We start from the raw sequence: 22,213 nt of genomic DNA, 5'->3' as shown, positions 1-22,213 counted from the left end.
AAGCCTTTTTCTTTTTTGAAGCGAGAACTCCATGCGCATCGTCTTTGCAGGCACTCCAGAGTTTGCCGCCGAACACCTCAAGGCCCTGCTCGACAGCCCCTACGAGATCGTGGCCGTCTACACCCAGCCCGACCGCCCGGCCGGCCGTGGCCAGAAGCTGATGCCAAGTGCGGTCAAGGCACTGGCCGTGGCCCATGACATCCCGGTGTTCCAGCCGCAGACCCTGCGCAATGCCGATGCGCAGGCCGAACTGGCCGCACTGAAACCAGACCTGATGGTAGTGGTCGCCTACGGCCTGATCCTGCCGCAGGTGGTGCTGGATATCCCGCGCCTGGGTTGCATCAACAGCCACGCTTCCCTGCTGCCACGCTGGCGCGGTGCCGCGCCGATCCAGCGTGCCGTGGAAGCTGGCGACGCCGAAAGCGGCGTGACCGTGATGCGCATGGAGGCCGGCCTGGACACCGGCCCGATGCTGCTCAAGGTAGTCACCCCGATCAGCGCCGAGGACACCGGCGGCACCTTGCACGATCGCCTGGCCGAAATGGGCCCGCCCGCAGTGGTTCAGGCCATCGCCGGCCTGGCTGACGGTTCGCTGCAAGGCGAAATACAGGACGATGCCCTGGCCACCTACGCGCACAAACTGAACAAGGACGAAGCGCGTATCGACTGGACCCGCCCGGCTGTCGAGCTGGAACGCCTGATCCGCGCCTTCAACCCATGGCCGGTGTGTCACAGCACTCTGGATGGTGAAAGCGTCAAGGTGCTGGCCGCCAACCTGTCCACAGGCCAAGGCGCCCCAGGCGAGATACTTTCCGCCAGCAAGGACGGCCTCGTAGTTGCGTGCGGTGACCAAGCCCTGAGCCTGACCCGCCTGCAACTGCCTGGCGGCAAGGCATTGAGCTTCAGTGACCTGTTCAACAGCCGCCGCGAGAAGTTCGCCGCCGGCAAGGTGCTGGGCCAATGAACCCACGCCTCGCCGCCGCCCGTGCGCTGGCCGCTGTGCTCAGCGGCAAGGCTTCGCTGAACAGCTCGCTGCCGGCGCAACTGGACAAGGTAGATGAACGCGACCGCGGCCTGACCCAGGACCTGGCGTTCGGTACCGCACGCTGGCAGCCACGCCTCGACCTGCTGGCCGCACAGCTGCTGCAAAAGCCCTTCAAGGCAGCCGATGCCGATGTTCAGGCGCTGCTGCTGGTCGGCCTGTACCAGCTGTTCTACACGCGCATTCCGGCCCATGCCGCCATCGGCGAGACCGTGGGCTGTGCCGACAAACTGAAGAAGCCGTGGGCCAAGGGCCTGCTCAATGCCGTGCTGCGCCGTGCCCAGCGCGAAGGCGAGGAGCTGCTCGCCGGCATGGAGCGCGACCCGGTGGTGCGTACCGCGCACCCGCGCTGGCTGCAGAAGGCGCTGAAAGCCTTCTGGCCAGAGCAGTGGGAGGCCATCTGCGTCGCCAACAATGCCCACCCTCCGATGATTCTGCGGGTCAACCGCCGTCACCATAGCCGCGATGCCTACCTGGCACTGCTGGCCGAAGCCGGCATCGGCGCCAGCGAATGCCAGTACAGCCGGGATGGCATCGTGCTGGCCGAAGCCTGCGACGTGCGCGGCCTGCCAGGCTTCGCCGAAGGCTGGGTGAGCGTGCAGGACGAAGCTGCGCAGCTATCTGCCGACCTGCTGGAACTGGCCCCCGGTCAACGCGTGCTCGATGCTTGCTGCGCACCGGGCGGCAAAACCTGCCACCTGCTGGAGGCCGAGGCTGGCCTGGCGCACATGGTGGCCATCGATCTCGAAGCCAAGCGGCTGACCCGCGTGCGAGAAAACCTCGACCGCCTGCAGCTGGACGCCGAGCTGATCGCCTGCGATGCCCGCGACACTGCCAGTTGGTGGGACGGCAAGCCATTCCAGCGCATTCTGCTCGACGCGCCGTGCTCGGCCACCGGCGTGATTCGCCGCCACCCGGACATCAAGCTGACCCGCCAAGCCGACGACATCCCGGCTTTGGCCACGCTGCAAGGCGAGCTGCTCGATGCCCTGTGGCCGACCTTGGAAGTGGGCGGCATGCTGCTATACGCCACCTGCTCCAGCTTGCCGACCGAAAACACTGAAGTGATCAAAGCCTTCCTCGCCCGCACCCCGGGCGCCCGTGAGCTGGACCTGGCGACCGAAGCCGGCCTGCGCCAGCCCCACGGCCGTCAGCTGCTGGCCCAGGAAGGCGGTCACGACGGTTTCTACTATGCCAAGCTGATCAAGATCGCCGCCTCGCGCGGATAAGAACAAAGGATAGGGAGTAGCGCATGAAGATCATCATCCTCGGCGCAGGGCAGGTAGGCGGTACGCTGGCTGAACACCTGGCCAGCGAAGCCAACGACATTACCGTGGTCGACACCGACGGCGACCGCCTGCGCGACCTCGGCGACCGCCTGGACATCCGCACCGTCCAGGGCCGCGGCTCACTGCCGACGGTGCTGCGTCAGGCCGGTGCCGACGACGCCGACATGCTGGTGGCGGTAACCAACAGTGACGAGACCAACATGGTTGCCTGCCAGGTGGCCTATTCGCTGTTCCATACCCCGACCAAGATTGCACGGGTGCGCGAATCGTCCTACCTGACCCGCGAAGAGCTGTTCGACAACGACCATATCCCGGTCGACGTTCTGATCAGCCCCGAGCAGGTGGTGACCAATTACATCAAGCGCCTGATCGAACACCCAGGCTCGCTGCAGGTGATCGATTTCGCCGAGGGCAAGGCCCAGCTCGTGGCAGTGAAGGCCTACTACGGCGGCCCGCTGGTCGGCCAGCAATTGCGCCAGATCCGCGCGCACATGCCCAACGTCGACACCCGCGTGGCGGCCATCTTCCGCCGCGACCGGCCGATCACCCCGCGTGGCGACACGGTGATCGAAGCCGACGACGAGGTGTTCTTCATTGCCGCGAAGAAGGATATCCGTGCGGTGATGGGCGAACTGCGCCGCATCGACGAAACCAATAAACGCATTGTCATCGCCGGCGGCGGGCAGATCGGCGAGCGCCTGGCGGAGGCCATCGAAAGCCGATATCAGGTGAAGATCATCGAGATGAGCCCGGCGCGTTGCCGGCACCTCTCCGATACCCTGGAAAGCACTGTGGTGCTGCAGGGCAGCGCCTCGGACAAAGACCTGATGCTCGAAGAGAACATCGCCGACGCCGATATTTTCCTGGCCCTGACCAACGATGACGAAGCCAACATCATGTCGTCCTTGCTGGCCAAGCGCCTGGGCGCAGGCAAGGTGATGACCATCATCAACAACCCGGCTTATGTCGACCTGGTACAGGGTGGCGATATCGACATTGCCATCAGCCCGCAGCTCGCCACCATCGGCACACTGCTGGCGCACGTCCGTCGTGGCGACATCGTCAGTGTGCACTCGCTGCGCCGTGGTGCAGCCGAGGCTATCGAGGCGGTGGCACACGGGGACTCGAAGTCGAGCAAGGTGGTCGGCAAGGCAATCGAGGACATCACGCTGCCACCGGGCACCACTATTGGTGCGATCATCCGTGATGAAGAGGTGATGATTGCCCATGACGACACCATGATCGAATCAGGGGACCATGTGATCCTCTTCGTTGTGGATAAAAAGCATATTCGCGATGTGGAGAAGCTGTTCCACGTCGGCTTGAGTTTCTTCTAGGAGAAAAGAGCATGCGCGAATCGCTGGAGAAGATGCTGGCCAAAGGTGTGGATAACCCGCTGCTGAGGTTTGGCCTGGGCAAGGCCTGGCTGGATGAAGGCAACGGCGCTGAAGCAGCGGTGCACCTGGCGCGCTGTGTAGAGCAGGATCCGAAATACTCGGCAGCATGGAAGCTGCTGGGTAAGGCCTATCAGCTGCAGGGCGAGCTGGCGGCGGCGCGCAAAGCGTGGGAAGACGGGATCGTGGCGGCGCAGGCCCATGGTGACAAGCAGGCCGAAAAAGAAATGACCGTATTCCTGAAGAAGCTCAACAGAGCAGCGGGTTGACGCGGCCCCTGTAGGAGCGGGTTTACCCGCGAATGCGTCGGAAAAACCAACACCGCATTCGCGGGTAAACCCGCTCCTACCAGAGGGCGGTGAATGGCTTAATACCAGCGCGGCTCGCCAGCCGGGCGCTTCTTGAAGCGCTTCATGCTCCACATGTACTGGCTGGGGTACTCGCGCACATAGCGCTCGACCACCTTGCTCATCGCCGCCGCCGACACATTCACGTCGGTGCTGTACATCTCCTCTGGCGCCGCCTCCAGGAACACCTTGAAGCCCGAGCCATCCGGCAACCGCAGCGCATGCAGGAATACACCTACCGCCTTGCCACCGGCCAGCATGTTCGGCACGAACTTGCTGGTCAGCGCCTGGGTGCCGAGGAACGGTACGAACACGCCCGCCGATTCCGCCGGCTCCGGGTCGGCAGGAATACCCACCTGGCCACCACGGCGCACTTCCTTGATCACGCTGAGGATGCCTTCCTTGGTCGACGGTGCCACGCGATTGCCCATCTGCACGCGCTGCTCGCGCAGCAGGTCATCCACCGCCTTCAACTTCGGCGGGCGGTAGAAGATGATCGGTTTGCACTGGTTGCAGTAGAAGTGGTTCAACACTTCCCAGTTGCCCAGGTGGCTGGTGATGCCGACCACCCCTTTACCTGAGGCCAAAGCCTGCTCCAGCACTTCCAGGCCATGCACTTCCTTGACCAGCTCCAGCGAGCGTTGTGGCGGCCAGATCCAGGCACAGGCACTTTCGACAAAGGATTTACCGATATCCCGCAGCGCCTGGCCCACCAGTTGCTCACGGGCAACCGGGTCCATCTCCGGGAAGCACTTGGCCAGGTTGATCCGTACCACGTTGCGCGAACTGTTGGGGATTTTCCACATCAGCCAGCCAATACCGGCGCCGACACGCTGCACAGCGCCCCAGGGCAGCTTGGCAAACAGGCGCAGCACCCCGACCATCAGGGCGCCCTTGAACTTTTCCACAGGCGAATTCCTTATTTCAGCAAGGCGCGCATTGTAACCCCTCAGCGCAACAAGGCGGCGTAGCGATCGCAGTCGGTGGTGTGGTCCATGACCATGCCGGTGGCCTGCATGAAGGCGTAGCAGATGGTCGGACCGACGAACGTGAAGCCAGCTTTCTGCATGGCCTTGCTCATTGCCTTGGCTTCATCGGTGACCGCCGGCACGTCGCTGCGCTGCTTGAAGTGGTTGATCTTCGGTGAGCCGCCGACGAACGACCACAGCCATTCGGCAGGGTTATCCACAGCCAGCCAGGCCTGGGCGTTGCGCCTTGCGGCCTTGAGCTTGAGGCGATTGCGGATGATGCCTGCATCCTGCATCAATTCTTCGATGCGTTCGTCGCTCATGGCCGCCAGCTTTACGGGGTCGAAGCCGTACATCACCTGGCGATAACGCTCGCGTTTGCGCAAAACGGTAATCCACGAAAGCCCCGCCTGGAACCCTTCGAGCAAAAGCATCTCGAAGAGCAACGCCGGGTCGCGCTGTGGCATTCCCCATTCCTGGTCGTGGTAGGCCTGGTACAACGGATCGTCGGTACACCAAAAGCAGCGTGGCATAAGGCTCCAATGAGTAGAGGGCGAGGCGAATCAGGTTATACTCCCGCTCTTTACATCCGCATCCCCAGATACAGGTGAATTTCGTGAGCCAGCCTACGCCAGCCGTGCGTACCTTCCAAGACCTGATCCTTGCCCTGCAGAACTACTGGGCAGCTCAAGGTTGTGTGGTACTTCAGCCCTACGATATGGAAGTAGGCGCCGGCACTTTCCACACCGCTACATTCCTGCGCGCCGTGGGTCCAGAAACCTGGAACGCCGCCTATGTGCAGCCTAGCCGTCGTCCTGCCGACGGGCGGTATGGCGAAAACCCCAACCGCCTGCAGCACTACTACCAGTTCCAGGTGGTGCTCAAACCGAACCCGGCCAACTTCCAGGAGCTGTACCTCGGCTCGCTGAAAGCCATCGGCCTGGATCCGCTGGTGCACGACATTCGTTTCGTCGAAGACAACTGGGAATCGCCGACCCTCGGCGCCTGGGGTCTGGGCTGGGAAATCTGGCTCAACGGCATGGAAGTCACCCAGTTCACCTACTTCCAGCAGGTTGGCGGCATCGAGTGCTACCCGGTCACCGGTGAAATCACCTACGGCCTGGAGCGCCTGGCCATGTACATCCAGGGCGTCGATTCGGTGTACGACCTGGTGTGGGCCGACGGCCCGTTCGGCAAGGTCACCTATGGCGACGTGTTCCACCAGAACGAGGTGGAGCAGTCGACCTACAACTTTGAACATGCAAACGTCGACAAACTGTTCGAACTGTTCGATTTCTACGAAAGCGAAGCCAACCGCCTGATCAAGCTGGAGCTGCCGCTGCCGACCTATGAAATGGTCCTGAAGGCCTCGCATACCTTCAACCTGCTGGACGCCCGCCGCGCCATCTCGGTAACCGAGCGCCAGCGTTACATCCTGCGTGTACGTACCCTGGCCCGGGACGTGGCGCAAAGCTATCTGCAAGCCCGCGCACGCCTGGGCTTCCCGATGGCCACCCCTGAACTGCGTGACGAAGTGTTGGCTAAGCTGGAGGCTGCACAATGAGTGCTCAAGATTTCCTGGTAGAACTGGGCACCGAAGAGCTGCCACCCAAGGCCCTCGCCAGCCTTGGCGACGCCTTCCTGGCCGGTATCGAAAAAGGCCTGCAGGCTGCTGGCCTGAACTACACCGGCAAGCAGGTGTACGCCGCGCCGCGTCGTCTGGCCGTGCTGATTCGCCAGCTGGACGTGCAGCAACCTGACCGCAGCATCAACATCGACGGCCCGCCCCTGCAGGCTGCCTTCAACGCCGAAGGCGAGCCGACCCAGGCTGCGCTGGGCTTCGCCAAGAAGTGCGGTGTGGAACTGGCCGAGATCGACCAGAGCGGCCCCAAGCTGCGCTTCTCCCAGCACATCCCGGGCAAGGCTACCGTTGGGCTGCTGCCGACCATCGTCGAAGATTCGCTGAACGACCTGCCGATTCCCAAGCGCATGCGCTGGGCGGCCAGCCGTGAAGAGTTCGTGCGCCCGACCCAATGGCTGGTGATGCTGCTGGGCGATCAGGTGGTCGATTGCACCATCCTGTCGCAGAAGGCCGGGCGTGAATCCCGTGGCCACCGCTTCCACCATCCGGAAAACGTGCTCATCACCACCCCGGCCAACTACGTCGAAGACCTGCGCAAGGCCTACGTCCTGGCCGACTTCGCCGAGCGCCGCGAGCTGATCAGCAAGCGTACCGCAGAGCTGGCCATGCAGCAGGAAGGCACGGCCATCGTGCCACCGGCGCTGCTGGACGAAGTGACCGCACTGGTCGAGTGGCCGGTGCCGCTGGTGTGCTCGTTCGAGGAGCGTTTCCTCGAGGTGCCGCAAGAAGCCCTGATCACCACCATGCAGGACAACCAGAAGTACTTCTGCCTGCTGGACAGCGAAGGCAAGCTGCTGCCGCGCTTCATTACCGTGGCCAACGTCGAAAGCCGCGACCCGAAGCAGATCGTGCAAGGCAACGAAAAAGTCGTGCGCCCGCGCCTGACCGACGCCGAGTTCTTCTTCAAGCAGGACAAGAAGCAACCACTGGAAACCTTCAACGAGCGCCTCAAGAACGTGGTGTTCCAGGCTCAGCTCGGCACCGTGTACGACAAGGCCGAACGTGTTTCCAGGCTGGCCGCCTTCATTGCTCCGCTGATCGGCGGCGACGCCCAGCGCGCTGGCCGTGCCGGCCTGCTGTCGAAGTGCGACCTGGCCACCGAGATGGTCGGCGAATTCCCTGAAATGCAGGGTGTTGCCGGTTACTACTACGCGCTCAACGACGGTGAGCCGGAAGACGTAGCCCTGGCCCTGAACGAGCAGTACATGCCGCGCGGTGCAGGCGCCGAGCTGCCGCAGACCCTCACCGGTGCTGCCGTGGCCATCGCCGACAAGCTCGACACCCTGGTGGGTATCTTTGGCATCGGCATGCTGCCTACCGGCAGCAAGGACCCGTACGCCCTGCGCCGTGCTGCTCTGGGCGTGCTGCGTATCCTGATCGAGAAGCAACTGGACCTGGACCTGACCGGTGCGGTTGAGTTTGCAGTCAAGCAGTTCGGCGCCAAGGTCAAGGCCCCCGGCCTGGCCGATCAAGTACTGGAGTTCATTTTCGACCGCCTGCGCGCGCGTTACGAAGACGAAGGCATCGACGTGGCCACGTACCTGTCGGTACGCGCACTGCAGCCAGGCTCCGCCCTGGACTTCGACCAGCGCGTACAAGCCGTGCAGGCGTTCCGCAAACTGCCGGAAGCCGAGGCCCTGGCCGCGGTGAACAAGCGCGTGTCGAACCTGCTGAGCAAGGCCGAAGGTGCCATCGCCGAGCAGGTCGAGCCGAAGTACTTCGACAATGCCAACGAGTTCTCCCTGTACTCGGCCATCCAGCAGGCCGACCAGGCCGTGCAACCGATGGCTGCGGCACGTCAGTACAGCGAATCGCTGGCCCGCCTGGCGGCCCTGCGTGACCCGGTCGATGCCTTCTTCGAGGCGGTCATGGTCAACGCCGAAGACGCCAAGGTACGTGCCAACCGTTATGCCCTGCTCAGCCGTCTGCGCGGCCTGTTCCTGGGCGTGGCTGACATTTCGCTGCTGGGGTAAGCCTTGAAACTGCTGATTCTCGACCGTGACGGGGTGATCAACTACGACTCCGATGCGTACATCAAGACGCTGGAAGAATGGGTGCCGATCCCCGGTTCGGTCGATGCGATCGCGCAGTTGAGCAAGGCGGGCTGGACGGTGGCCGTGGCCACCAACCAGTCCGGCATTGCCCGTGGCTACTACCCGCTGGCAACCCTTGAGGCCATGCACGCGCGCCTGCGCGCGCTGGTGGCCGAGCAGGGCGGTGAGGTGGGCCATATCGTGTATTGCCCGCATGGGCCGGACGAAGGGTGCGATTGCCGCAAGCCCAAGCCCGGCATGCTGCGGGCGATCGCCGAGCATTACCAGATCGGCCTTGAAGGCGTCTGGTTCGTCGGCGACAGCAAAGGTGACTTGGAGGCCGCCCTGGCCGTCGGTGCACAACCCGTGCTGGTGAAAACCGGCAAGGGCGAGCGGACCCTGGAAAAAGGCGTCCCGGAAACTACACTGATTTTCGACGATCTGGCAGCTATCGCCAGAGAACTAATTTAAACAGTGCGCCTTCTGGCGCATTTTTCTCAGGCGGGCATGCCCCGCAATGGTACAAGCCACTATGTCGATCCTGCAGGCGATCAGAATCTTTCTTTTTTACCTGCTGCTGGGCACCAGTTCGCTGCTGTGGTGCTCGCTGAGCTTCTTCGTCGCGCCGTTCCTGTCGTTCCCCAAGCGCTACAAGTTCATCAACGTGTACTGGTGCCGCTGCGCGCTGTTTCTGGTGCGCACCATCCTGGGCATCGACTACAAGATCACTGGCGCCGAGAACGTGCCAGCTGAGCCTTGCGTGATTTTGTCCAATCACCAGAGCACCTGGGAAACCTTCTTCCTGTCCCAGTACTTCTCGCCGCTTAGCCAGGTGCTCAAGCGCGAGCTGCTGTATGTACCGTTCTTCGGCTGGGCCATGGCCATGCTGCGGCCCATCGCGATCAACCGCGACAACCCCAAGGAAGCGTTGCGCCAGGTGGCGAGCAAGGGTGACGAACTGCTCAAGCAGAAGACGTGGGTGCTGATTTTCCCAGAAGGCACCCGTGTGCCGTTCGGCACCATCGGCAAGTTCTCCCGCGGCGGTACCGCCCTGGCCGTGAATGCCGGGCTGCCGGTGCTGCCGATTGCCCACAACGCTGGCAAGTTCTGGCCCAAGACCGGTTGGGGCAAGCGTGCCGGTACAATCGAAGTGGTAATTGGTGAGCCGATGTACGCCAACGGCACGGGGCCACGTGCCATCGCCGAACTCAACGACCGCGCTGCAGCTTGGAACGAAGCGACCCAGCGGGCCATGGGATCGCTGCCGCCAGCGGCGGAAAAACCTCAGGAGCAGATGGCTTGACCTTCTGTGGATAACTTGTGTGCAGTTTTTGGATTAAATGCTTGAATTGATACCTAAGTGTATGAATTTTATAGTTATTTCTTTGTATGAATTTTTTCTGAAAATCGTGCATAAGTTTTTTTGAGGCATAAGAAAACCGGCTTTTACAGCCGGTTTTTTTATGGCATGTGGACATCAGACTTTGTCGATATCTACATCCTTGGTTTCTCTCAGACAGAAGATCCCAACCACCAGGCTGATCCCGGTCACCAGCACCGGGTACCACAGCCCGTAGAAGATATCCCCGGTATAGACCACCAGCGCAAACGATACGGTAGGCAGGAAACCACCAAACCAGCCATTACCAATGTGATAGGGCAGCGACATCGAGGTGTAGCGGATGCGGGTCGGGAACAGCTCGACCATCACCGCCGCCAACGGGCCATAGGTCATGGTCGCGATCAGGATCATCGCCACGATCAGTACCACCACCATTACCTGGTTGACCTGCGCAGGGTCGGCCTTGGCCGGGTAACCAGCCTGCTCGATTGCAGCACGCATGGCGGTTTCGTCAAAGCCGTTGATGGTCTTGTCACCGATGTTGACCACCACTTCACTGCCGGCCACGCTAACCGAGCTGTACGGCAGGCCCTGCTTGACCAGGAAGGTCTTGACCTTGTCGCACGGGCTGTCAAAACGAGCCTTGCCCACTGGGTCGAACTGGAATGTGCAGCCTTGCGGGTCGGCGGTGACCACGATCGGCGCCTGACGGCTGGCAGCGTCGATCTGCGGGTTGGCGTAGTGGCTCAGCGCCTTGAACAGTGGGAAGTACAGTACCGTGGCCAGCAACAGGCCGAGCATCAGGATCGGCTTGCGGCCGATACGGTCGGACAACCAGCCGAAGAACACGAAGAACGGCGCGCCAATCACAACGCTGATGATGAGCAGGGTGTTGGCCTGAGCCGAGTCCATTTTCAGCATCTGGGTCATGAAGAACAGAACGTAGAACTGCGCCGTGTAGAAGGTCACAGCCTGCCCCGCGTTGATGCTGAACAGGGCGGTAAGCACCACTTTCAGGTTTGGCCAGGAGGTGAATGACTCACGGATGGGCGACTTGCTGACCTTGCCCTGAGCCTTCATTTTCACAAAGGCCGGCGACTCGTGCATGCTCATGCGAATCCAGGTGGAGATCGCCAGCAGCACGATCGACAGCAGGAACGGCAAGCGCCAGCCCCAGGTTTCGAACTGGTCGCCACTGATATACCGGCTACCCAGCACCACCAAGAGCGACAACAACAGGCCCAGCGTTGCGGTGGACTGGATGAAACCAGTGTGTAAGCCACGCTTGCCGGGCGGCGCATGCTCGGCCACGTAAGTGGCTGCACCGCCATACTCGCCGCCCAGCGCCAGCCCCTGAAGCATGCGCAGGATCACCAGGATGATCGGTGCGGCGATGCCGATGCTGGCGTAGGTGGGCAACAACCCCACAGCGAAAGTGGACAGGCCCATCAGCACGATGGTGACCAGGAAGGTGTACTTGCGCCCGATCATGTCACCCAGGCGGCCGAACACCAGCGCGCCAAACGGCCGCACCAGAAAGCCCGCAGCGAAGGCCATCAGGGCGAAGATGAAAGCGGTGGTATCGTTCACGCCAGCGAAGAACTGCTTGCTGATGACCGCTGCCAGCGCACCATAGAGAAAAAAGTCATACCACTCGAAAACCGTCCCGAGGGATGACGCGAAAATGATCTTGCGTTCTTCACGGCGGCTGGAGCTACTGGCCGCCGCCCCCTGCTCTTGGATGTAATCCGACATCGTTGCTGTCCTCGGCCCTTAGGCCACAGTGATTATTCTTGTTGTTCCACTGTCGGCGACTTCTGACCGCAAGCCGCCGGTACTGCACGCACCCGGGTCAGGGCGTCGGTAACGCGTCTTGGTTCAGGTAGGTCTGGGTAGCAGCTCCTTTGAGGATCAGTTGCGCCGCCTTTTCGGCGATCATCAGGGTGGGGGAACACGTATTGCCGGAAGTTATCTGCGGCATGATCGAAGCATCGGCTACACGTAGACCGGGGATGCCATGCACGCGCAGCTGGTTATCCACAACGTCCATGGCACCGTTGCCCATGCGACAGGTACCGACCGGGTGGAAGATGGTGGTGCCGATCTTGCCAGCGGCCTCGAACAGGTCTTCCTCGCTTTGCAGCGCCGGGCCCGGCAAATATTCCTTGGGCTCGAAAGCGGCGAGGGCAGGGGCCTGGACGATGCGCCGGGTAAGGCGAATGGCATCGGCAGCAACCCGCAAGTCCTGCGGAGCACTGAGGTAATTGGGGTCGATCCGCGGCGTGCTGTTCATGTCGGTGCTGCAGATGTCGATGCGCCCGCGGCTGGCCGGGCGCAGGTTGCACACCGAGGCAGTAAAGGCCGGGAACTGATGCAACGGCTCACCGAAGCGTTCCAGTGACAGCGGCTGCACGTGATACTGAAGGTTGGCGGTGGCCTGTTCAGGGCTTGAACGCACGAACGCGCCTAACTGGCTCGGCGCCATGGCCAGCGGCCCGCTACGGTCGTAGAGGTAACGCAGGCCCATGCCCATCTTGCCCCACAGGCTGTTGGCCATCTGGTTCAAGGTACGGGCGTTGCGGATCTGGTAGATCAGGCGCAGTTGCAGGTGGTCCTGCAAGTTGCCACCAACGCCTGGCATGTCGTGGCGAACACCAATACCCAAGCTTTCCAGCAACTGACGCGGGCCGATGCCGGAACGCTGGAGGATGCCCGGTGAACCTACCGCCCCAGCACAGAGGATGATCTCGCGGCGCGCCGCAAACTCATGCCAGGCCCCTTGCCAGAGCGCCTTCACCGCCCTTGCGCGGGTGTTGTCGAGCAGTACCTGGTCAACCTGCACGCCGGTCAGCACAGTGAGGTTGGCGCGATCCTTGATCGGCCGCAGGAAAGCTTTGGAAGCGTTCCAGCGCACACCACTGCGCTGGTTGACCTGAAAATATCCACAACCCTGGTTGTCGCCGGTGTTGAAATCGTCGACCTTGCCAATACCGCTCTGCTCGGCGGCATCTCGGAAAGCATCAAGGATCGGCCAGCTGTAACGTTGCCGCTCGACCCGCCATTCGCCCTCCGCGCCGTGGTGCTCGCTGGCGCCTGCAAAGTGGTTTTCGCTGGCCTTGAACAGCGGTAACACATCTTTCCACGCCCAGCCGTCGTTGCCTTGCGCGGCCCAATGGTCGTAGTCGGCGGCTTGGCCCCGCATGTAGATCATGCCGTTGATCGACGAACAGCCACCTAGCACCTTGCCCCTTGGATAACCCAAAGCGCGACCGCCGAGGCCAGGTTGTGCCTCGGTCTTGAAGCACCAGTCTGTGCGCGGGTTGCCGATGCAGTAGAGGTAACCGACGGGGATGTGGATCCAGGGATAATTGTCACGGCCACCCGCCTCCAGCAGCAGCACGCGGCAGGAAGGGTCGGCGGACAAACGATTGGCCAGCAGGCATCCGGCAGGACCGGCCCCTACGACCACGTAGTCGAAGACAGAATCGGCTGATGGCATGTGCAACCTCGCGCCTGTTTTTTATTCTTGTCCCGATCCATCTTAGTGAGTAATTTCGTGGATGAAACACGAGATTTCGCGCAGCCGCTGTGCGTTTTAGCACAGTGGCAAGCCTGTACCGACCTCTTCACGGGCTCGCCCGCAGCTCAGGGATCACGTTACCTTCAGGGTGTTCACCGCACCTGTGGGCATGCCCGTGAAGAGGCCGGAACGAACTGCCATAAAGGACAAGCATGTTCGACTGGAATGATCTGCGGTTTTTCCTCGAGTTGCAGCGCAGCGGCCGCCTGCTGACCGCCGCCAAGCGCCTGAACACTACCCACAGCACCGTGGCCCGGCATATCGAGAGCATCGAGCAGAGCCTGGGGACCGCGCTGTTCGTGCAACATGCCCAGGGGTACGAGCTGACCCCCTCGGGTCAAGCCCTGCTCAAGCATGCCGAAGCCATGGAGAACGTCGCCCTGCTGGCACAGGAGGAAATCACCCAGGCCATCACCCCGCTGGGCAAGATTCGCCTGGGGGTAACCGAAGGCATCGGCATCATGTTCTTCACCCCACGCATGAACGCGTTGTTCGAGCGCTACCCCGGCCTGGAGGTGGAATTGGTAGCGGTGCCGCGCTTCGTCAGCATCCTCAACCGCGAGGCAGAAATCAGCATCCATCTGGAGCGGCCCAACGCCGATCTGCTGATCACCCGCAAACTCACCGACTACCGCCTGGCGCTATACGCCAGCCAGGCCTACCTGGACCGCGCGCCGCCACTGCGCCACCGCGAAGACCTGGCCCGGCACAGCTGGATCGGCTACGTTGACGATTTGCTGTTCAGCCAGGAACTGCTGTTTCTCAACAGTTTCTGCCGAGTACCCAACGTGGTGTTTCGAAGCACCAGCGTGATCGCCCAGCAAGCCGCCGCCCGCGCCGGGCTGGGCATCGCCGTGCTGCCCAACTACATGGCCCGCCACGACCCGACACTGGTGCGCGTGCTGCCGGGAGAAACCATCCAGCGCAGCTACTGGATCTGCACCCGCCGCGAGCTGCACAAGTCTGTGCGCCTGCGGGTGGTGTGGGACTACCTGCTGGCGTTGTGCGCGGCCGAACAAAGCGAGTTGCTAGCCGAGTAGAGCCTTGCCGGCCAACAACAGGGCAGCGGCCCAACCTGCCACGGCAAACATCTGCTGCAGACGCGGCCCGGCCAACCTGGCTGCCAAAGGCCGCGCCAGCAGCAGACCGAGCACTGCGCCGACGGCAAACGGGGCGCCAACCTGCCAGTGCATGACGCCCGCAAGGCTGGCGCTGACCACACTGCCGGTAGAGACCAGGGCAATCACCGCCAGCGAGGTGGAGACGATGCTGGCCATGCGCAGGTTGGTGTAGCGGTTCAGGGCAGGGATGATGACGAACCCCCCACCCACGCCCAGCAAGCCGGACAACAACCCGGACAAGGCACCCGTGAATGCCAGTGCGCGCGCGCAGGGCAGGGTCCAGCGCAAACGACCCTGCAGCGGGTTCAGCACACACGGCTCGATAAAGCGATGAGCGCCATTGGCTTCGCCACACAGTTCTTTGGCCGCCTTGCGCCAGATGCGCAGGCAGGCATAAACCAGCACGCCAGCGAATACCACCTGCAACGGTGCATTCGGCAGGCGGTGCGCCAGCATCAGCCCGAACGGCGCTGCTGCCACACCAACCAAAGCAATGAACAGCGCAGCCCGATAACGCACCAGCCCTTGGCGCAAGCCCAGCACCGCACCAACCGCTGCAGCCAAACCTACAGCCAACAGGCCCACCGGTGCCGCTTCGACCATCGATAGCCCCAGGCCGAACACCAGCAAGGGTACTGCGAGAATGCCACCGCCTGCGCCGGTCAGCGCCAGCACCGCGCCGATGATTGCGCCCAGGCCCGCTCCTAACAGTTGATGCTCGATCACTGCCCACCCTCGGCTACCAGCTGCGGGCGTGCCAACCACTCCCGCCCCTTGAGCATGCCTTGCCAGTACAACGGTGGCAGTGCCTGTGCCTTGAGCTGCCAGGCCAGGCGGGTCGGCTTGCGGCCATCCAGTAACCAGTTGGGGAAGCTCGGGGCCAGCTTGCCGCCATAGGTGAACTCGGCCAGGACGATCTTGCCGCGCTCGACGGTAAGCGGGCACGAGCCATAGCCGTCGTACTGGGCCAAGGTCGCCAGCCTGCCCAGCGCCACCAGCACATTGTTGGCGACCACCGGTGCCTGCTTGCGCGCCGCAGCGGCGGTCTTGGCATTGCTGGTGTTAGCCACGTCACCTAGGGCATGAACGTTGGTGTATTTGCGATGGCGCAGGGTATGCGGATCGACGTCAACCCAGCCGGAGCTATCAGCCAAGGGGCTTTCGCGAATGAAGTCTGGCGCCACCTGTGGCGGTACCACGTGCAGCATGTCGAAGGCCTCGATGCGCGTTTCGCTGCTGCCGTCGGGCAGGGTACGCAAGAATGTAGCGCGCTTTCCCGGGCCGTCTACTGCTACCAACCTGTGGGAGAAGTTGAGGTCGACGGCGTATTTCTCGATGTACTTCATCAGCGCGGGCACATAGTCGGCGACACCGAACAGTACGGCACCCGCATTGTAGAAGCTGGCTTTCACCGCCCCCAAATGGCCATGGCGCAGCCAGTGGTCGCAAGACAGATACAGCGCCTTCTGTGGTGCACCGGCGCACTTGATCGGCATGGGCGGCTGGCTGAACAACGCGCGTCCTTGCTTGAGCTTTTGCACCAGCTCCCAGGTATAGGGTGCCAGGTCGTAGCGATAGTTGGAGGTGACACCGTTGCGGCCCAGGGTCTCGCTGAGCCCATCAATGGCCGCCCAGTCCAGCTTGAGGCCGGGGCAGACGATCAGCTGTTCATAGCTGATGGCGCGACCATCATCGAGGATGACCAACTGGGCCAATGGGTCGAATCCCTTTACCCACGCCTTGACCCAGCGCACACCGCGAGGAATGGTCGACGCCATGGTGCGGGCAGTGCTTGGTGCCTTGAACACACCGGCACCGACCATGGTCCAGCCGGGTTGGTAGTAGTGCACTTCGGCAGGGTCGATCAAGGCGACGTCCAACGATGGGTCGCGGCTGATCAGGCTGGAAGCAGTGGCGATTCCGGCGGCACCGGCACCGACGATGACCACCTTGTGGTGGTCGGTATTGGCAGGGGACAACAAGGCAGGCATGGCGGTAAATCCTGGAAATCTGATTATGGGGGCAGGGCGCTTACAGCTTGTTCAGCGGGATCTTCAGATAGCTCACACCGTTCGCCTCCGGTGGGGGCAGTTGGCCGCTACGCATGTTCACCTGCACTGAAGGCAGGATCAGCACAGGCATTTCGAGCGTCTTGTCGCGCGCTTCGCGCATAGCAACGAAGCTGTCCTCATCGATACCCTGATGGATGTGAATGTTGTGGGCGCGCTGCTCGGCGACAGTTGTGACGTACTGCATGTCGCGGCCACCTGGCAGGTAGTCGTGGCACATGAACAACCGCGTCTGATCGGGGAAAGCCAGCAGGCGACGGATTGAGCGGTACAAGGTGCGGGCATCGGCCCCGGGGAAGTCGCAGCGGGCGGTGCCATAGTCGGGCATGAACAAGGTGTCTCCAACGAACACCGCGATCTCGCCGGCATCTTCGATCATGAAACTCATGCACGCGGGTGTGTGCCCAGGCGTGTGCAACGCACGGGCCTGCAGGTTGCCAATCCGGAAACCTTCCTCGTCTTCGAGCAGCACATCGAACTGGCTGCCATCACGGGCGAAGCCGGGCTCTGCGTTGAACAAGGCGCCAAACACTTTCTGCACCTGGGTAATGTGCGCGCCAATTGCGGTATGGCCGCCCAGCTTTTCCTTCAAATAGGCAGCGGCTGAAAGGTGGTCGGCGTGTACATGAGTTTCCAGCACCCACCGCACACTGGCATTCAGCTCGTTCACACGCTCGATCAGGCGATCAGCCGAAGCGCTGCAGGTGCGCCCGGACTTGGGGTCATAATCCAGCACGCTGTCGATCAATGCGCATTGTCGGGTTTCACGGTCCATGACCAGGTAGCTGATGGTCGAGGTCGCCTCGTCGTAGAAGGCGTCCACGTGAAGGTTGTTGCCGATGATCATCACGTTCTCCAATTTATCCGCCCCGCCTTGTACAGGCGTAGGCAGTGACAGGAGCTTTATCAAGATGCATGCCAGGCTTTTTGCCACTCACTGGCCAGTAAAACCGGCCAGTTGCAGACAGCTGCGGGCAAAACTGGCAGCCCAGGTGGCAGTCGACTGACAGCCAATGGCAGTGTTTGGCAGTCCTTGTTACCCTGCGTCGGTCATCCATACGGTGCCGACATGCCTGAAGCCCATCCTCTCATCCTAGCTCTGGTTTCCTACCTCGAGCACGATGCCCTCCCGACCATCGTGTTGGACACCGACTACAACATCCTCGCCGCCAATGCGGCCTATCGCCGTCAGTTTGGCCGGCATGATCAGGCCCCACTGGGCGAGAAGTGCCACAGGGTTTCGCACCACTACGCGGTGCCGTGCGACCAGGCTGGCGAACATTGCCCGATGCGCAAGGCGTGGGACAGCAAGGTACCGGAGCGGGTATTGCACATTCATCACACACCACGCGGCCCGGAGCATGTGGATGTGGAGTTGCGGCCGATCCTGGATGAGCAGGGCAAGGTAGTGGCCTTTGTCGAACGCCTCACCACCATCACCCTCGCCTCGGCGCAGCCTCAGGAGCAAGGGTTGGTCGGCCGCGCGCCAACCTTCAAGGCCGCGCTGGCCAGCCTGCAGCGTGCGGCACCGGCGCAGATCCCGGTGTTGCTGCAGGGGGAGTCGGGGACCGGCAAGGAGCTGTTCGCCCGTGCAGTGCACATGGGCAGCCCCAGGGCCAACGGCCCACTGGTGGTGGTCGACTGCACCGGCCTGACCGAGTCGTTGTTCGAGAGTGAACTGTTCGGCTATGAGAAGGGTGCGTTCACCGGGGCGAATCAGCGCAAGATCGGCTTGGCCGAGGCAGCCCATGGCGGCACCCTGTTCCTCGACGAAATCGGTGAAGTGCCGCTGGCGATGCAGGTGAAGCTGCTGCGCCTGATAGAGTCCGGCAGTTTCCGTCCTGTGGGTAGCCTGCGCACTGTCCATTCGGATTTCCGCCTGATATCGGCCACCCATAAACCACTTAAACAAATGGTCGCGGATGGCTCCTTCCGTGAAGACCTGTATTACCGCATCAGCGGCTTCCCGATTCGTCTGCCTGCATTGCGCGAACGGGTGGAAGATTTGCCGCTACTCGCACAGAGCCTGCTGCAGCGCATGGCCGGCCAGCCGACGCCCAGGCTGAGTGAAGATGCCTTGCAGCAACTTGCATTGCATCCGTTTCCGGGCAATATCCGCGAGCTGCGCAACATTCTGGAACGCGCGCGTTTGTTTGCCGATGACGGTGTGATCAGGCCAGAGCATTTACCGGAAGACACCGGGCTGACTGGCGCGGCTAAAGGAAGCGGCCGTCGCAATGACTTGGGTGAGCTGGCGCAGGCGCTGGAGCAGTTCAAAGGCTCGCGCAGTGAACTGGCCAGTCATCTTGGCATGAGTGAACGCACGCTGTATCGCCGCTTGAAAGCGCTCGGGCTGAACTGAAAGAACGCCAGACTTTACCGGACCTTTACCTGCGCCCTGACATTGAAAGGGAAAAATCGTGGTCTGATCAGTTAACCGAACCTGGCAATCAATACTTGCCAGGCGATTAACAGGCAGAGGACCGCATCAAAATGAAGAAAGCCCTAACCGTGATCTGCGCCGCGCTCATGCTCAGCACACCGCTGGCAAGCTTCGCGCAACCGGGCCCGCCTGATCGGCATGATGGCGGCCCATCGCACCAAGGCAACCCGCCACATGGTCAACCACAGCACCAGGGCCGACATGACAATGGCCGCGGACCTGCTTACCGTGATCCAAACTTCCGCCCACAACAAGGCATGCCGATACCTCATAAGCAGTGGCAGCGTGGTCATGCCGTTGATCCTCATTACCGTGGGGACCGTTACTGGGTAACTGACTGGAAAGCGCGCCACCTGTATGCGCCACCTCGTGATCATCGTTGGCTGTATGTGAATGGCGACTATGTTCTGGTGGCCATTGCCAGCGGTGTGATCGTGAACATTCTCACCGGCTACTGATTGTTTGCAGGCACTAAAAAGCCCGCAGCAGCGGGCTTTTTAGTGCCTGGCGAATTACACCTGATCAGAAGTCCAGGTTCGACACCGACAGCGCGTTACTTTCGATGAAGTCACGACGCGGCTCGACCGCATCACCCATCAGGGTGTTGAAGATCTGGTCAGCGGCGATAGCATCTTCGATCGTGACCTTGAGCATACGGCGAACGGTCGGGTCCATGGTGGTTTCCCACAGTTGATCCGGGTTCATCTCACCCAGCCCTTTGTATCGCTGAATCGTATGGCGCTTGGTGGTCTCGTTCATCAGCCAATCCAGGCCCTCTTTGAACTCGACGATTGCCTTGCGGCGTTCACCGCGCTGCACGTACGCACCTTCACCCAACAGGCTCGAAAGCTTGGCACCAATGTTGACTACGGTACGGTAGTCATTGCTGCCGAAGAAATCGCGGTTGAAGGTGATGTAGCTGGCCAGACCGTGAGAGGTAATTTCCACTTCAGGCAGCCATACGTTGCGCTCTTTGTCTTCACGCAGGCTGGCGTTGTAAGCCAGGCCAGACTTCTGGCTGGAGTTCAGACGCGCCTGGAACTGGGCCAGCCAGGCCTGCATCACTGCGTGGTCACCCAACTGCTCCAGGGTCACCTCAGGCAGGTAGACGAAGTGCTCGGTCAGCTCTTCCGGGTACAAGCGCGACAGGCGCTTGAGAGTCTTCATGACACTACGGAACTCATTCACCAGCGCTTCCAGCTGCACGCCGGAAACTGCTGGCGCCGATTCGTCCAGGTGCAGGCTGGCATCTTCCAGAGCCGACTGGGTCATGTACTCTTCCATGGCCTCATCGTCCTTGATGTACTGCTCCTGCTTGCCTCGTTTCACCTTGTACAGCGGCGGCTGGGCAATATAGATGTAGCCACGCTCGACCAGCTCCGGCAGCTGACGGAAGAAGAAGGTCAGCAGCAGCGTACGGATGTGCGAACCGTCAACGTCAGCATCGGTCATGATGATGATGTTGTGATAACGCAGTTTGTCGATGTTGTACTCTTCGCGGCCGATGCCACAGCCCAGCGCAGTGATCAGCGTGCCCACTTCCTGGGACGAAATCATCTTGTCGAAGCGCGCTTTCTCGACGTTGAGGATTTTACCCTTCAGCGGCAAGATCGCCTGGGTACGACGGTTGCGGCCTTGCTTGGCCGAGCCACCCGCGGAGTCACCCTCCACCAGGTACAGTTCGGAGAGAGCAGGATCCTTCTCTTGGCAGTCGGCCAGCTTGCCCGGCAGACCCGCGATATCCAGCGCACCTTTACGGCGGGTCATCTCACGGGCTTTACGGGCGGCTTCACGGGCGCGAGCGGCGTCGATCATCTTGCCAACGACGGCCTTCGCCTCGTTCGGGTTTTCCAGGAGGAAATCGGCGAAGTACTTGTTCATCTCCTGTTCCACGGCGGTTTTAACCTCCGAGGAGACCAGCTTGTCCTTGGTCTGCGAGCTGAACTTCGGGTCCGGTACCTTCACCGAGATGATCGCGGTCAGGCCTTCACGGGCGTCGTCGCCAGTGGTTGCCACCTTGTTCTTCTTGGCCAGGCCTTCCTGCTCGATGTAGCTGTTAAGGCTACGGGTCAGCGAGGAACGGAAACCCACCAGGTGGGTACCGCCATCACGCTGCGGAATATTGTTGGTAAAGCACAGCAGGTTTTCGTTGAAGCTGTCGTTCCATTGCAGGGCGACTTCAACACCCACGCCATCGTCACGCTGAACGTTGAAGTGGAACACCTGGGAGTTGACCGGCGTCTTGTTGGTGTTCAAGTACTCGACGAACGCACGCAGACCGCCTTCGTACTTGAAGAACTCTTCCTTACCGCTGCGCTCATCCTTCAGCAGAATGCCAACGCCCGAGTTGAGGAACGACAGCTCGCGGATGCGCTTGGCCAGGATGTCCCAGCTGAAGTGAATGTTCTTGAAGGTTTCAGCCGATGGCTTGAAGTGGATGTGGGTACCCGTGGTTTCACTGTCACCGACAACCGCCATGGGCGCTTGTGGAACACCGTGAACGTAAGTCTGTTCCCAGATCTTGCCGCTACGGCGAACAGTCAAAACCAGCTTCTCGGACAGGGCGTTCACAACCGACACACCTACACCGTGCAGACCGCCGGATACTTTGTAGGAGTTGTCGTCAAACTTACCGCCGGCGTGCAGCACAGTCATGATGACCTCGGCTGCGGAAACGCCTTCTTCCTTATGCACATCGACCGGAATGCCGCGACCGTTGTCGCGCACACTGATAGATTCGTCCGGGTGGATGATGACGGTAATGTCATCGCAGTGACCGGCGAGGGCTTCGTCGATCGAGTTGTCGACCACCTCGAAGACCATGTGGTGCAGGCCACTACCATCATCGGTGTCGCCAATGTACATGCCGGGACGCTTGCGTACGGCATCCAAACCTTTCAGCACCTTGATGCTGGAGGAGTCGTACGTTTGATTTTCGCTCAT

At 61.5% G+C, this 22,213-nt stretch carries 19 protein-coding genes; 11 read left to right on the top strand and 8 right to left on the bottom strand.

What is annotated here, in order from left to right:
* Positions 1-31 precede the first annotated feature (31 nt).
* From fmt to ACF8FB_RS04750, 4 genes are read left to right on the top strand one after another with little or no spacing between them, the layout of a single operon-like run.
* Entirely contained in the window at positions 32-964 is a 933-nt protein-coding gene (gene fmt, locus ACF8FB_RS04765) for a methionyl-tRNA formyltransferase (RefSeq protein ID WP_064492538.1), read from the top strand.
* Complete coding sequence (gene rsmB, locus ACF8FB_RS04760) at positions 961-2,271, top strand: 16S rRNA (cytosine(967)-C(5))-methyltransferase RsmB (protein ID WP_392511075.1); 1,311 nt, start codon at positions 961-963, stop codon at positions 2,269-2,271. The genes fmt and rsmB overlap by 4 nt, the downstream gene beginning before the upstream one ends.
* 23 nt (positions 2,272-2,294) lie before the next feature.
* On the top strand, positions 2,295-3,668 hold the full coding sequence (gene trkA / locus ACF8FB_RS04755; RefSeq protein WP_010951472.1) for a Trk system potassium transporter TrkA: 1,374 nt from the start codon (positions 2,295-2,297) through the stop codon (positions 3,666-3,668).
* 11 nt (positions 3,669-3,679) lie between these two features.
* A complete protein-coding gene (locus ACF8FB_RS04750) occupies positions 3,680-3,994 on the top strand; it encodes a tetratricopeptide repeat protein (RefSeq protein ID WP_047603763.1) in 315 nt (104 codons plus the stop codon).
* Positions 3,995-4,092: 98 nt separating this feature from the next.
* Here ACF8FB_RS04750 and ACF8FB_RS04745 read toward each other — a convergent pair whose 3' ends face one another.
* On the bottom strand, positions 4,093-4,980 hold the full coding sequence (locus ACF8FB_RS04745) for a lysophospholipid acyltransferase (protein WP_003253121.1): 888 nt from the start codon (positions 4,978-4,980) through the stop codon (positions 4,093-4,095).
* A 41-nt stretch (positions 4,981-5,021) separates the two neighbouring features.
* Complete coding sequence (locus ACF8FB_RS04740) at positions 5,022-5,573, bottom strand: DNA-3-methyladenine glycosylase I (RefSeq protein ID WP_392509891.1); 552 nt, start codon at positions 5,571-5,573, stop codon at positions 5,022-5,024.
* A gap of 83 nt (positions 5,574-5,656) precedes the next feature.
* On the opposite strand from ACF8FB_RS04740, the gene glyQ reads away from it, so the two are divergent.
* From glyQ to ACF8FB_RS04720, 4 genes are read left to right on the top strand one after another with little or no spacing between them, the layout of a single operon-like run.
* Positions 5,657-6,604: a glycine--tRNA ligase subunit alpha gene (gene glyQ / locus ACF8FB_RS04735; protein ID WP_003253126.1), complete on the top strand. Its 948-nt coding sequence runs from the start codon at positions 5,657-5,659 to the stop codon at positions 6,602-6,604.
* A complete protein-coding gene (gene glyS / locus ACF8FB_RS04730) occupies positions 6,601-8,655 on the top strand; it encodes a glycine--tRNA ligase subunit beta (RefSeq protein WP_392509890.1) in 2,055 nt (684 codons plus the stop codon). Before glyQ ends, glyS begins: the two co-directional genes overlap by 4 nt.
* A gap of 3 nt (positions 8,656-8,658) precedes the next feature.
* Positions 8,659-9,186, top strand: a complete 528-nt coding sequence (gene gmhB / locus ACF8FB_RS04725) for a D-glycero-beta-D-manno-heptose 1,7-bisphosphate 7-phosphatase (protein WP_003253129.1) — start codon at positions 8,659-8,661, stop codon at positions 9,184-9,186.
* 46 nt (positions 9,187-9,232) lie between these two features.
* Positions 9,233-10,018 (top strand): 1-acyl-sn-glycerol-3-phosphate acyltransferase, encoded by a 786-nt coding sequence (locus ACF8FB_RS04720; RefSeq protein ID WP_010951467.1) that lies wholly within the window; start codon positions 9,233-9,235, stop codon positions 10,016-10,018.
* Between the two features lie 174 nt (positions 10,019-10,192).
* On the opposite strand, the gene ACF8FB_RS04715 is transcribed toward ACF8FB_RS04720, so the two are convergent.
* Both ACF8FB_RS04715 and ACF8FB_RS04710 read right to left on the bottom strand, forming a co-directional pair.
* A complete protein-coding gene (locus ACF8FB_RS04715) occupies positions 10,193-11,812 on the bottom strand; it encodes an MFS transporter (RefSeq protein ID WP_010951466.1) in 1,620 nt (539 codons plus the stop codon).
* A gap of 97 nt (positions 11,813-11,909) precedes the next feature.
* The gene (locus ACF8FB_RS04710) at positions 11,910-13,556 is read right to left on the bottom strand and encodes a GMC family oxidoreductase (protein ID WP_392511074.1); all 1,647 of its coding nucleotides are present in this window, start codon (positions 13,554-13,556) and stop codon (positions 11,910-11,912) included.
* 233 nt (positions 13,557-13,789) lie between these two features.
* Between ACF8FB_RS04710 and ACF8FB_RS04705 the strand changes: the two genes are divergently transcribed.
* The gene (locus ACF8FB_RS04705; protein WP_010951464.1) at positions 13,790-14,677 is read left to right on the top strand and encodes a LysR family transcriptional regulator; all 888 of its coding nucleotides are present in this window, start codon (positions 13,790-13,792) and stop codon (positions 14,675-14,677) included.
* Here the strand turns inward: ACF8FB_RS04705 and ACF8FB_RS04700 are convergent.
* Genes ACF8FB_RS04700 through ACF8FB_RS04690 form a run of 3 tightly spaced genes read right to left on the bottom strand, consistent with a single transcriptional unit; the run spans position 14,666 to position 17,674 of the window.
* The gene (locus ACF8FB_RS04700; RefSeq protein WP_392511073.1) at positions 14,666-15,484 is read right to left on the bottom strand and encodes a sulfite exporter TauE/SafE family protein; all 819 of its coding nucleotides are present in this window, start codon (positions 15,482-15,484) and stop codon (positions 14,666-14,668) included. The genes ACF8FB_RS04705 and ACF8FB_RS04700 overlap by 12 nt on opposite strands.
* Positions 15,481-16,749 carry an FAD/NAD(P)-binding oxidoreductase gene (locus tag ACF8FB_RS04695; RefSeq protein ID WP_392511072.1) on the bottom strand — a complete coding sequence of 423 codons (1,269 nt, stop codon included), beginning with the start codon at positions 16,747-16,749 and terminating at the stop codon, positions 15,481-15,483. Before ACF8FB_RS04695 ends, ACF8FB_RS04700 begins: the two co-directional genes overlap by 4 nt.
* Positions 16,750-16,789: 40 nt before the next feature.
* The gene (locus tag ACF8FB_RS04690) at positions 16,790-17,674 is read right to left on the bottom strand and encodes an MBL fold metallo-hydrolase (protein WP_010951461.1); all 885 of its coding nucleotides are present in this window, start codon (positions 17,672-17,674) and stop codon (positions 16,790-16,792) included.
* A 222-nt stretch (positions 17,675-17,896) separates the two neighbouring features.
* On the opposite strand from ACF8FB_RS04690, the gene ACF8FB_RS04685 reads away from it, so the two are divergent.
* Positions 17,897-19,189: a sigma-54-dependent Fis family transcriptional regulator gene (locus ACF8FB_RS04685; protein WP_003253147.1), complete on the top strand. Its 1,293-nt coding sequence runs from the start codon at positions 17,897-17,899 to the stop codon at positions 19,187-19,189.
* Between the two features lie 131 nt (positions 19,190-19,320).
* Positions 19,321-19,728, top strand: a complete 408-nt coding sequence (locus tag ACF8FB_RS04680; protein WP_010951459.1) for an RcnB family protein — start codon at positions 19,321-19,323, stop codon at positions 19,726-19,728.
* Positions 19,729-19,792: 64 nt separating this feature from the next.
* Here the strand turns inward: ACF8FB_RS04680 and gyrB are convergent, their stop codons facing one another.
* A complete protein-coding gene (gene gyrB, locus ACF8FB_RS04675) occupies positions 19,793-22,213 on the bottom strand; it encodes a DNA topoisomerase (ATP-hydrolyzing) subunit B (RefSeq protein WP_003253152.1) in 2,421 nt (806 codons plus the stop codon).

The organism is Pseudomonas sp. yb_2, assembly GCF_043103905.1.
Lineage (GTDB): Bacteria > Pseudomonadota > Gammaproteobacteria > Pseudomonadales > Pseudomonadaceae > Aquipseudomonas > Aquipseudomonas alloputida.
Note: the sequence above shows the minus strand (reverse complement) of the source record. Positions and strands in the feature narration are given on the sequence as shown.

Excerpts from the sequence above, each read along its gene's own strand:
- fmt (WP_064492538.1), top strand. The coding sequence starts at position 32 with ATGCGCATCGTCTTTGCAGGCACTCCAGAGTTTGCCGCCGAACACCTC.
- rsmB (WP_392511075.1), top strand. The coding sequence starts at position 961 with ATGAACCCACGCCTCGCCGCCGCCCGTGCGCTGGCCGCTGTGCTCAGC.
- trkA (WP_010951472.1), top strand. The coding sequence starts at position 2,295 with ATGAAGATCATCATCCTCGGCGCAGGGCAGGTAGGCGGTACGCTGGCT.
- ACF8FB_RS04750 (WP_047603763.1), top strand. The coding sequence starts at position 3,680 with ATGCGCGAATCGCTGGAGAAGATGCTGGCCAAAGGTGTGGATAACCCG.
- ACF8FB_RS04740 (WP_392509891.1), bottom strand. The coding sequence starts at position 5,573 with ATGCCACGCTGCTTTTGGTGTACCGACGATCCGTTGTACCAGGCCTAC.
- glyS (WP_392509890.1), top strand. The coding sequence starts at position 6,601 with ATGAGTGCTCAAGATTTCCTGGTAGAACTGGGCACCGAAGAGCTGCCA.
- ACF8FB_RS04720 (WP_010951467.1), top strand. The coding sequence starts at position 9,233 with ATGGTACAAGCCACTATGTCGATCCTGCAGGCGATCAGAATCTTTCTT.
- ACF8FB_RS04715 (WP_010951466.1), bottom strand. The coding sequence starts at position 11,812 with ATGTCGGATTACATCCAAGAGCAGGGGGCGGCGGCCAGTAGCTCCAGC.
- ACF8FB_RS04710 (WP_392511074.1), bottom strand. The coding sequence starts at position 13,556 with ATGCCATCAGCCGATTCTGTCTTCGACTACGTGGTCGTAGGGGCCGGT.
- ACF8FB_RS04705 (WP_010951464.1), top strand. The coding sequence starts at position 13,790 with ATGTTCGACTGGAATGATCTGCGGTTTTTCCTCGAGTTGCAGCGCAGC.
- ACF8FB_RS04695 (WP_392511072.1), bottom strand. The coding sequence starts at position 16,749 with ATGCCTGCCTTGTTGTCCCCTGCCAATACCGACCACCACAAGGTGGTC.
- ACF8FB_RS04690 (WP_010951461.1), bottom strand. The coding sequence starts at position 17,674 with ATGATCATCGGCAACAACCTTCACGTGGACGCCTTCTACGACGAGGCG.
- ACF8FB_RS04685 (WP_003253147.1), top strand. The coding sequence starts at position 17,897 with ATGCCTGAAGCCCATCCTCTCATCCTAGCTCTGGTTTCCTACCTCGAG.
- ACF8FB_RS04680 (WP_010951459.1), top strand. The coding sequence starts at position 19,321 with ATGAAGAAAGCCCTAACCGTGATCTGCGCCGCGCTCATGCTCAGCACA.
- gyrB (WP_003253152.1), bottom strand. The coding sequence starts at position 22,213 with ATGAGCGAAAATCAAACGTACGACTCCTCCAGCATCAAGGTGCTGAAA.